This is a genomic window from Aquibacillus saliphilus (assembly GCF_020404745.1).
Lineage (GTDB): Bacteria > Bacillota > Bacilli > Bacillales > Amphibacillaceae > Aquibacillus > Aquibacillus saliphilus.
This window is the reverse complement of the sequence record NZ_JAIZAP010000023.1, coordinates 61,462-71,931: the sequence shown is the minus strand read 5'-3', so window position 1 is coordinate 71,931 and position 10,470 is coordinate 61,462. Positions and strand designations below refer to the sequence as shown.

General features: G+C 37.7%; 7 protein-coding genes. 6 read left to right on the top strand and 1 reads right to left on the bottom strand.

All coding sequences use genetic code 11. From position 1 onward, the window contains the following. Window positions 1-402: 402 nt before the first annotated feature. A complete protein-coding gene (locus LD272_RS19140; protein WP_226038204.1) occupies window positions 403-597 on the top strand; it encodes an alpha/beta-type small acid-soluble spore protein in 195 nt (64 codons plus the stop codon). Window positions 598-840: 243 nt separating this feature from the next. Here the strand turns inward: LD272_RS19140 and LD272_RS19135 are convergent, their stop codons facing one another. Continuing rightward, window positions 841-1,791, bottom strand: a complete 951-nt coding sequence (locus tag LD272_RS19135; protein WP_226038203.1) for a DUF4349 domain-containing protein — start codon at window positions 1,789-1,791, stop codon at window positions 841-843. A gap of 430 nt (window positions 1,792-2,221) precedes the next feature. On the opposite strand from LD272_RS19135, the gene LD272_RS19130 reads away from it, so the two are divergent. The 5 genes from LD272_RS19130 (at window position 2,222) to argF (ending at window position 10,377) form a co-directional block, all read left to right on the top strand. Further along, window positions 2,222-3,481 (top strand): argininosuccinate synthase, encoded by a 1,260-nt coding sequence (locus LD272_RS19130; RefSeq protein WP_226038202.1) that lies wholly within the window; start codon window positions 2,222-2,224, stop codon window positions 3,479-3,481. After that, window positions 3,478-4,896, top strand: coding sequence for an argininosuccinate lyase (argH, locus tag LD272_RS19125; RefSeq protein ID WP_226038201.1), 1,419 nt, complete (start codon window positions 3,478-3,480; stop codon window positions 4,894-4,896). Before LD272_RS19130 ends, argH begins: the two co-directional genes overlap by 4 nt. A gap of 195 nt (window positions 4,897-5,091) precedes the next feature. Further along, window positions 5,092-6,183, top strand: a complete 1,092-nt coding sequence (locus LD272_RS19120; RefSeq protein ID WP_226038200.1) for a carbamoyl phosphate synthase small subunit — start codon at window positions 5,092-5,094, stop codon at window positions 6,181-6,183. Continuing rightward, window positions 6,176-9,424: a carbamoyl-phosphate synthase (glutamine-hydrolyzing) large subunit gene (gene carB / locus LD272_RS19115; RefSeq protein WP_226038199.1), complete on the top strand. Its 3,249-nt coding sequence runs from the start codon at window positions 6,176-6,178 to the stop codon at window positions 9,422-9,424. The genes LD272_RS19120 and carB overlap by 8 nt, the downstream gene beginning before the upstream one ends. Beyond that, complete coding sequence (gene argF / locus LD272_RS19110) at window positions 9,421-10,377, top strand: ornithine carbamoyltransferase (RefSeq protein WP_226038198.1); 957 nt, start codon at window positions 9,421-9,423, stop codon at window positions 10,375-10,377. The genes carB and argF overlap by 4 nt, the downstream gene beginning before the upstream one ends. Window positions 10,378-10,470 lie beyond the last annotated feature (93 nt).

The following is a 10,470-nucleotide window of genomic DNA, read 5'->3' as shown; positions in this document are numbered from 1 at the left end:
AAGACTTCGAACGATTGAAAAAGAAAATATTGTGGCGACAAGAAGTTAGAAGGGCTTTAGCTTTAGTTTAAAAGAAAAAGAGATGGTGGAGTGAAAATCACACCACCACATTTGACAGAGAACCTTATAAAATTGGTTTCGTGTGGATAACTTTTTGACAATGTTAGGCCGCGTCCAGCTCCAGCGCCTACCTCCTCGAGGTCTTAAGTCAATCCTCTATGTTGCAAACTACGCAACGTCGAGGCTTGTCTTAAGCTTGTCGGAGGTGAGCAAGGCGCCTGCGCTTTTGTTCCATTTTTTCAAAAACTTCCTAAAGTTAACAGGTGTACAAATTGATATTTATCACAAATTAACTATTGAATAGTTAAGAGCTATTCAAATCCCACAAGGGAGTGATCGGTTATGGCAAATAATAATAGTAATAAATTGTTAGTGCCAGGTGCTGAAAATGCGATGAACAATATGAAAGAAGAAATCGCAAATGAGTTTGGTGTTAAGTTAGGAGCTGACACCACTGCTCGAGCAAACGGATCCGTGGGGGGCGAAATGGTCAAGCGTATGATCAAAGTCGCCGAACAAAGTTTAGAGAATAAGTAATACGAAAACGAAAGGGGAACTCTTATAAGAGTTCCCCTTTCTAATTGTTTAGTGAATTATAAAATTGGTCCATATGGATAATTTTTTGACAATGTTAGGCCACGTCCAGCTCCAGCGCCTACCCGGAAATAAGTGGTTTGCTTATTTCGAATGTACACGCTCGGGGTCTTAACTCTGTGACAAAAAGCGTCACGTCAAGGCTTGTCTTAAGCTTGTCAGGGGCGCCCTGCGCTTTTGTTCTTGTTAATTTTCTTTTCCACTTCTCTTTTTCACTATTCTAAGGATAATTAGCCCGACGATCGCTAATAGCAATAAAGTCGGAAGGTTACCAACAATGAATACGAATATGCCTGACACTGCTGACAGCAAAAAGTTGATACTTTCCATAAATTGTTGCTTTGTTTTCTCCCATGTATTCAATTCTTCTTCATTAATATTAGGTACATTCACTCTGTTCTCATAGATATGAAGGGTTACCGTGGCTAAATCGGCTTTGTTTTGTAAGTAGTTAATTCTCCCTGTTATTTGTTCGATTTCCGTTTGAACTTCAGATAGATCATTGGAAATTTTTAAAAGGTCTTCAGTTTTTTTAGCTTCTTCCATAAAGGAAAGAAGACGTTCTTCGACAACTTGTTTAGATTTTAAGCGAGACTTTAAATCAACGAATTCTTCTGTTACATCTTGCCCAGAAACTGATTTATCTACCACCTTCATATTGCCTTCTTCAACCACGTTAATAAACTGTTGAAAGTTCTCTTGAGGAATGCGAACAGTCATTGAACCTTCTTGAAGACCATTTTCAGATCCACCATGACTGGTTGATTCAACAATAAAACCTCCAGCTTCTTCTACTTGCGACTCTAATTCATTAGTAGCTTGATTATAGTCTTTGACCTCTACTTGAAGATTTGCATTATAAATCACTTTTCTATCTGATGTACTTGCTGAATTAGTTTCTACTTCTCTTACTTGTTCAGACTCGCTAGATTGTTCTGCTTCTTCCTGATTATATTGTGCTTTTTCATCTGAATCATTCGTAGCCATCTCCATGTCAGCAGAACTTTCTGCTGTATCTTGGCCTTCTGCCCCACTTTCGATAGTAGCTGAATCAGACGATTCATCACTGTTACTGCTACATGCTCCTAATACGAAACTAAAAGATAAAACGAAGAAAATTAGTGTCCACTTTTTCATTTCAACCCACCCTTTTTATTTCTGCTTTTTATATTAGTCGCTACTGATTACAATTATGTTACAGAATGTGGGTTATTTCTAGATAAATGATAAGTAAAGTTTACTATTGCTTTTAAGAGGCTCAGATTCGAACGATGTTTTATAAGATGGTATCTGGGTGATGGAAAGTCTTCGTCCAGTAACAAAAGAGTATATAGATGAATAGAGTTAACGTATTCGAATGAACCAAAACGAATGATTTTCATGGTTTCTTTAAAGTGAAACCTTCTATAATAGCTTTTGGAGTCGCATTTTCTGTCTGTTAAAACTTTTTTAAAAAAAATAGTAGTTTACTGTTGAATTAATATACTAAATGGTGCATAATAATTCATACAAACTAAAAACAGGAAATTAAATAATAAAAATTATATAAATTAAGGGGAGATAAGATATGGGTAAAGAAAAGATTGTATTAGCATATTCTGGAGGTCTTGATACTTCCGTTGCAATTAAATGGTTACAAGATAAGTATAATTATGATGTGATTGCGGTTGGGCTTGATGTTGGTGAAGGAAAAGATTTGGAGTTTGTTAAGAATAAAGCGATTGATGTAGGGGCAATTAAATCATACACTGTCGATGCCAAAGCATTATATGCAGAAGAGTATGTTTTGCCAGCTTTAAAAGCAAATCTCTTATATGAAGGGAAATATCCTTTAGTATCTGCCTTATCTCGTCCGTTAATTGCCAAAGTACTAGTTGATATTGCGGAAAAAGAAGGTGCAGTAGCAGTAGGTCATGGTTGTACAGGTAAAGGAAATGACCAAGTAAGATTTGATGTCGCTTTTACTGCTCTAAACCCTGATCTTAAGATTGTTGCGCCAGTACGTGAATGGAAAATGACTAGAGATGAAGAAATTGCCTATGCAAAAGAAAATGGAATTTCAGTTCCAGTAGATTTAGATAATCCGTATAGTGTCGATCAAAACCTATGGGGACGTAGTAATGAGTGTGGAATACTAGAGGATCCCTGGGCAGAAGCACCGAAAGAAGCGTATGATTTAACTGTTGATCCAATTGATGCACCAGATAAGCCTGAAACGATTCAAATTACGTTTGATCAAGGAAAGCCGGTTTCAATTGATGGTAAATCAATGCCATTAGATGAATTAATTCTTGAATTAAATAGCATCGCTGGCAAGCACGGGGTTGGAAGAATTGATCATGTTGAAAATCGTTTAGTAGGTATTAAATCTCGTGAGATTTATGAGTGTCCAGCAGCCCTAACGTTAATTGCAGCTCACCAAGAGCTTGAAGCATTAACATTACCGAGAGAGGTTGCTCAATTTAAACCAACGATTGAACAAAAACTAGCTCAAACCATTTATGATGGTCTTTGGTATTCACCTTTAACAGAAGCGTTGAAAGCATTTATCGAACAAACACAAGAGTTCGTTTCTGGAACAGTAAAAGTGAAATTGTATAAAGGTCATGCACAAGTTGTTGGTCGTGAGTCAGCTCATTCACTCTACGATTTTGATTTAGCAACATATAACAAAGGTGATGCATTTGATCACGAAGCGGCACTTGGATTTATTAAATTATGGGGTTTACCAACAGAAGTTCATTCTACTGTTACAAAATCTCTTAAAAAGAAAGATACTTCAATTGAGAAAGCATTAGTAGATATAAAGGAAGCTGTCAAACAATGAAACTATGGGGCGGACGTTTCACTAAACCAACAAATGAATTAGTTGATGAATATACGGCATCGATCCGTTTTGATCAAAAACTAGCTAAATATGATATCCAGGGAAGTCTTGCCCATGTAGATATGCTTGCTAAGTGTGAAATTATATCTGAAAAAGACGCTGCAGCCATTGCTGATGGTTTACAAACGGTAGCCAAGAAAATTGAGGCTGGTGAAGCAGAATTAACAGAAGATAATGAAGACATCCATATGAATATCGAGAAACTTCTCATTGATGAAATCGGTGCTGTCGGTGGTAAATTACACACTGGCAGGAGCCGAAATGACCAGGTTGCCTTAGATATGCGCCTTTACTTACGTGAAGCATTAGTAACATTAAGTGAACAATTACTCGGTGTCCAACAAGCACTTTTTAAGCAAGCAACAAATAATTTAGATACAATCTTGCCTGGATATACGCATTTGCAACGGGCACAACCTGTACTATTCGCACATCATATGATGGCTTATGTGTTTATGTTTCAACGTGATTTAGAACGACTAGCTGATAGCTTTAAACGAGTAAATCAATCACCACTAGGTGCTGGGGCACTTGCAGGTACCTCGTTCCCAATTGATCGTCATTATGTTGCCGACAAATTAAACTTTGATGGCATCTGTGATAACAGTCTTGATGCTGTTAGTGATCGTGATTTCGTCGTTGAATTTCTATCAAATGCATCACTGGTTTCTATGCATCTATCACGTTTGTGTGAAGAGCTTGTCCAATGGTCAAGTGCGGAATTTAATTTCGTAGAATTAGATGACGCTTTTTGTACAGGAAGTAGTATGATGCCGCAAAAGAAAAATCCAGATGTACCGGAATTAGTTCGTGGTAAGACTGGACGTGTATATGGACATCTAATCGGGATGTTAACTACATTAAAAGGACTGCCGCTTGCTTATAACAAAGATATGCAAGAGGACAAAGAGGGTATGTTTGATACTGTGGAAACCCTACAGGGTGCTTTAGCACTATTTGCACCAATGATTGAAACGATGGATGTTAAAAAAGAAAATATGTATCAAGCGGTTGCTAAGGATTATTCAAATGCTACCGATTTGGCTGATTATCTCGTTGGAAAGGATTTACCCTTCAGAGAAGCGCATGCAGTAGTTGGCCAGGTAGTCTTATACTGTATAAATCAAAATAAATATTTATTAGATTTACCATTAAAAGAATTTCAGCAATTTTCAAATGTAATTGAAAATGATATCTTTGACGTTCTTTCTCCAAAAGCGGTTGTAAATGCCCGCAATGTAGCCGGGGGAACGGCGAGAAACCGTGTAGAAGAGCAGTTAGTAACAGCCGAAACGTTGTTTAACAATAATCAAAGCTGGATTGATCGTCATAAACAGCAAATTGCAGGCAATTGAATCCATTTCATCATTACCTTATGCGGATGAGAATTGCAAAAAGTCAATAGTATGAAATTGACTAAACTTAATAGAATTTAGTAGAACTAAGCCTTCGTTTAAGAATTAGCTTAGTTCTTATTTTCAAATAACTATGTATAATTATGAGTAAATAAGTATAATTATTTACTTGTCTGTTATGGGAGGAATGAAATCGTGAACGAAGAAGCAGGTTATCTCGTTTTAAGCACAGGTGATGTTTTAGAAGGAAAATGGTTGGGTCCCACAATCCCTGTAGAGGGTGAAATGGTATTCAATACAGCAATGACGGGGTATCAAGAAGTGATGACTGACCCTTCCTATGCTGATCAGATTGTTACGATGACCTATCCATTAATAGGAAACTATGGGTTTAACGATATCGATTTTGAAAGTTTGAAGCCTTACTTGTCTGGTCTTATTATATCCCATCCGTGTCATACACCTGAACACTATCAATCTAATTCTTCCATTTTAGATATGGTTGAAAAATATCAAATACCAACTTTATTTGATATCGATACTAGAGCACTAACTCGAATTATTCGTGACTCTGGAGAGGTTTATGGAAAAATCACAACAACTAAACAAGATACCCCAAAAAAAAGAAGCGTCGATCAAGAAATTGTAAGTAAAGTATCTGTAACAAAAATGGTGCACTTCAAGCCTACTCAACAGGCTAGTAATCCAAATCATGTAGTCGTAATGGATTTTGGCTACAAACATTCCATCACACATTCTCTGATGGAATCAGGATGTAATGTTACGGTTGTGCCTTTTGATACAACGCTTATGGAGATAAGGAAGTTGAATCCTAATGGTATTGTCTTATCTAATGGACCTGGAGATCCAAAAAACCTCAGTTATTTACTTGATAACATTAAAGATATAATTGATTATTATCCGACTCTTGGGATTTGTCTCGGTCATCAGTTGGTTGCTTTAGCATATGGAGCAAAGACGAAACGCTTACCATATGGGCACCGAGGTAGTAATCATCCCGTAAAGGACACTAATACTGGCAAAGTCTTAATTACATCACAAAATCACGGGTATGTAGTTGATATGAATACGGTGAATCGTAGTGACTGGGACGTTTCTCATATTAATGTGAATGATAAGTCGGTTGAAGGATTAATACATCGTTCAAAACCGTTGATGACAGTTCAGTTCCATCCTGAGGCGCACCCCGGACCAATTGATACACACAATATTTTTGAATACTTTATCAACCAGATACCCAGCAGAGGAGAGAAGCAGCATGCCTAAACTAAATCATATAAAAAAAGTAATTGTTATTGGATCTGGTCCAATTGTTATCGGGCAGGCTGCTGAATTTGACTATGCAGGGACACAGGCATGTCTTGCATTAAAAGAAGAGGGAATTGAAGTCATTCTTGTTAATAACAATCCTGCCACTATTATGACAGATGAGAATATTGCGGATAAAGTGTACCTTGAGCCATTGACGTGTGAATCTTTAACGAAAATTATTGAAAAGGAAAAGCCTGATGGTTTGTTGCCTACCCTCGGAGGACAAACCGGATTAAATCTCGCTGTTTCTTTAACAGAAGCGGGAGTATTGAAAAAACATAATGTCGAACTACTTGGCACCCCATTAGATACGATTCAAAAAGGGGAAGATCGTGAAATATTCAAATCACTGATGAAAACGATGGATGAACCGGTTCCGGAAAGTAAATCGACTAGTTCGATCGAAGAAGCGGTTAGCTTTGCTTCGTTTGTTGGTTATCCATTAATTATTCGTCCTGCTTATACACTCGGTGGTGCAGGTGGGGGCATTGCAGACAATGAACAACAGCTTAGAACAATTGTCAAAAACGGTCTTCATGCAAGTCCAAATAGCCAGGTATTAATTGAACAAAGTGTAAAGGGCTGGAAGGAAGTTGAGTATGAAGTAATGCGTGATGCTAATGATACATGCATCATTGTTTGTAATATGGAGAACTTTGATCCAGTAGGTGTCCATACAGGAGATAGTATTGTTGTGGCCCCGTCTCAAACATTAAATGATCGACAGTATCAAATGCTCCGGACAACATCGTGCAAAGTTATTAGGGAACTTGGAGTTGTCGGCGGTTGCAATATCCAATTTGCTCTAGATCCTGACAGTAATGACTATGTGATTATCGAAGTTAATCCACGTGTTAGTCGTTCAAGCGCGTTAGCCTCTAAAGCAACTGGTTACCCGATTGCCAGAATTGCCGCTAAATTAGCACTGGGCTATCACTTAGATGAGGTATTGAACCCGATTACTGGTGATACCTATGCGAGTTTTGAACCGGCAATCGATTATATTGCTGTAAAAATTCCTCGTTGGCCGTTTGATAAATTTACATCTGCTGACAGATTACTTGGGACGCAAATGAAAGCTACCGGAGAGGTCATGGCACTTGCGCGTAACTTTCCAGCTGCACTAAATAAAGCAATTAGATCACTTGAAATTAACTTAGAGCGTTTGTACTTACCTTCCTTAGTTCATCTATCTAATCAACAATTAGAGCATGAATTGGTAGAGGCTACAGATGAGCGTTTATTTGTTATTGGAGAGGCAATGAGAAGAAATTACACAGTTGATGAAATTCATCAACTAACAGCAATTAATAAATATTTTTTACATGAAGTTGCACTTATTATTAACGTTGAGTTAGAGCTAAAACAAAAAGGATGGAATAGCCTAGTTTACTCAGATTTGAAGCAGGCTAAAGTATTAGGATTTTCAGATAAAGCATTAGCAGAATTTTTGCATGTAGAAGTTGAAGTCATTCGGAAAAAATTAGCTGAGTTATCAATCGTACCTGCTTATAAGATGGTTGATACATGTGCAGCAGAGTTTTCAGCTGATACACCTTATTATTACAGTTCATGGAATGAGTCGGATGAAGTAGAGCCTTTAACAGGTAAAAGACGAGTAGTAGTCTTAGGTTCTGGTCCAATAAGAATCGGCCAGGGGGTAGAGTTTGATTATTGCTCTGTGCATGCTGCAATGTCCTTAAAAGATCAAGATATAGAGGCTATTGTTATTAATAATAACCCTGAGACGGTAAGTACAGACTTTAGTACGGCGGATCACCTCTACTTTGAACCACTGACAACGGACGATGTCTTAAGTGTCATTAATAAAGAGTCGGCAGATAGTGTACTTGTCCAGTTTGGAGGCCAAACTGCGATAAATTTAGCTGATGAGTTAGAAAAAGCGGGAGTGACTATCGCTGGCACATCTTTATTGGCTATTGAAGCGACTGAAAATCGCGATGAATTTTATCAGTTGCTTCAAAAGCTAGAAATCCCGCATATTCCTGGCGAAACAGTCATGGACATTCAGAATGCAAAAAATGTAGCTGATCAAATTGGGTACCCGGTATTAATACGACCATCCTATGTTATTGGTGGTAGAGGAATGGTTGTAGTTAATAATGAATTAGAACTTGAAAGTTATATAAAAGGGTTAGAAATAAATACACCAAATTCAAGAATTTTCCCGCTATTAATTGATCAGTTTATTTCGGGTTTTGAAGTAGAGGTTGATGCGGTTTGCGATGGTGAGGATATAGTGATCCCTGGGATTTTCCAACATATTGAACGGGCTGGTGTCCATTCTGGTGATAGTATTGCCGTATTTCCAGCTCCGGATTTAACTTCTAGTCAAAAACAAATGATTGCTGAAGCGACAAAGAAGATTTCGGCAGAGCTTAATTTGAAGGGTATTATTAACATCCAATTTGTCATTAGTGAAGATCATAAAGACATGTATGTACTTGAAGTTAACCCAAGAGCATCAAGAACGGTACCAATTTCTAGTAAGGTTACAGGGGTTCCGATGGTAGATTTAGCGACGCGTGTGCAAATGGGTGAGTCATTAAATCAGCAAGAGTGGAAGCTTGGTCTCCATGCTGATATTCCTTACTTCGCTGTGAAAATGCCGGTATTTTCTACCAATAAATTACCAGGAGTTGACCCAATCGTAGCTCCAGAAATGAAATCAACAGGGGAAGCTATTGGCCTAGGATTAACCGTTGATCAAGCGATGGTGAAGGCTTTTGGTTGGAAAGAAAATACCTTGAAAAATCAAACCGAAGCTGATGCAATCTTCTTATCCATGAAAAAGGCAGAGTTAGACAATAACCGACAACTTATTGATGCTCTGTTAAATCAAAATACTAAAGTAATCGCAGATGTCGAAACTGCTGGTTATCTCAAAGACAATGGAGTTTCAGTAAACCAAATCATTAGTTTAATAGAAGCTCAGGATATTTGCTTAGAAGACGGTTTTAATTTGATTTGTAGTACACATCAAAGTACTGGGTATGATGAACACTTTAAGTTAAGGGAGGATGCACTGAAATCAGACACCATTTGTTTGACATCAAAAGAGACACTTTTGGCTTATTTAAAAGCTTCAAGTCATCTTCTAGAGCCGCCTGTTACTATAAATGAATATAAAAAGGACGGAAATGCAATCAATAAAAAGGAGCGTGTGTTACGATGACAGCAAGTATGAAATCTGTGAATTCAAAGCATCAGTTAACTGGTAAAGATTTTTTAACATTAGCTGACTATACTTCCGAAGAAATAAACTACTTACTGGAATTGGCTAGTTATCAAAAAAAGCAACAAAAAAATGGTAAAATCGATCAGCCACTTAAAGGTAAAACACTAGGAATGATTTTTGAAAAGTCTTCAACACGAACACGCGTCTCCTTTGAAGTAGGCATTTACCAGTTAGGTGGAACAGGACTTTTCCTAAGTACTGATGATATCCAACTAGGTAGAGGGGAACCAATCCCAGATACAGCCAAGGTGTTATCAGGATATTTAGATGGCATAATGATTCGTACGTATTCTCAATCAGTTGTCGAGGAGTTAGCTGCCAATGCTAGTATCCCAGTAATAAACGGACTAACAGATATGTACCATCCTTGCCAGATGTTAGCAGATATGCAAACAATCAACGAGGAAAAAGGTAAACTTAATGGAGTTAATGTTGCATATATTGGTGATGGGAACAACGTGGCACACTCGCTAATGATTGGTTCCGCTAAAATGGGAATGAATATTAGTATTGCAGCTCCAAAAGGGTACCAACCAGATGCTACTATAACTGAAAAAGCAAGGTCATTTACTAGTAATAATAAAGTTGTGGTAACAGAAGATGTGACAGAAGCGGTTAAAAATGCCGATGTTATTTATACGGATGTTTGGGCAAGCATGGGGCAAGAGTCTGAACAAGAGAAACGGGTTCAAGCGTTTAAAGAGTTTCAAGTTAACAAACAGCTTTTAAGTTATGCTAAGCCAGATGTAACCTTCATGCACTGCCTACCTGCACACAGAGGTGAAGAAGTAACTGCTGAAGTTATTGATGGAAAGCATTCGGTTGTTTTTCAGCAGGCAGAAAATCGTCTTCACGCTCAAAAGGCATTAATGACTGCACTAATGGGATAAGCTCTATCTATTATAAAACCAGACTCAAGGATTCTGAGTCTGGTTTCCTGAGTTCAAATAACACATCGAGTAGGCACAAGTGTTCAAAAAACT

What these genes read in the sequence shown, in the direction of transcription:
- argH (WP_226038201.1), top strand. Translation starts at nt 3,478, where the DNA reads ATGAAACTATGGGGCGGACGTTTCACTAAACCAACAAATGAATTAGTT.
- argF (WP_226038198.1), top strand. Translation starts at nt 9,421, where the DNA reads ATGACAGCAAGTATGAAATCTGTGAATTCAAAGCATCAGTTAACTGGT.
- carB (WP_226038199.1), top strand. Translation starts at nt 6,176, where the DNA reads ATGCCTAAACTAAATCATATAAAAAAAGTAATTGTTATTGGATCTGGT.
- LD272_RS19135 (WP_226038203.1), bottom strand. Translation starts at nt 1,791, where the DNA reads ATGAAAAAGTGGACACTAATTTTCTTCGTTTTATCTTTTAGTTTCGTA.
- LD272_RS19130 (WP_226038202.1), top strand. Translation starts at nt 2,222, where the DNA reads ATGGGTAAAGAAAAGATTGTATTAGCATATTCTGGAGGTCTTGATACT.
- LD272_RS19140 (WP_226038204.1), top strand. Translation starts at nt 403, where the DNA reads ATGGCAAATAATAATAGTAATAAATTGTTAGTGCCAGGTGCTGAAAAT.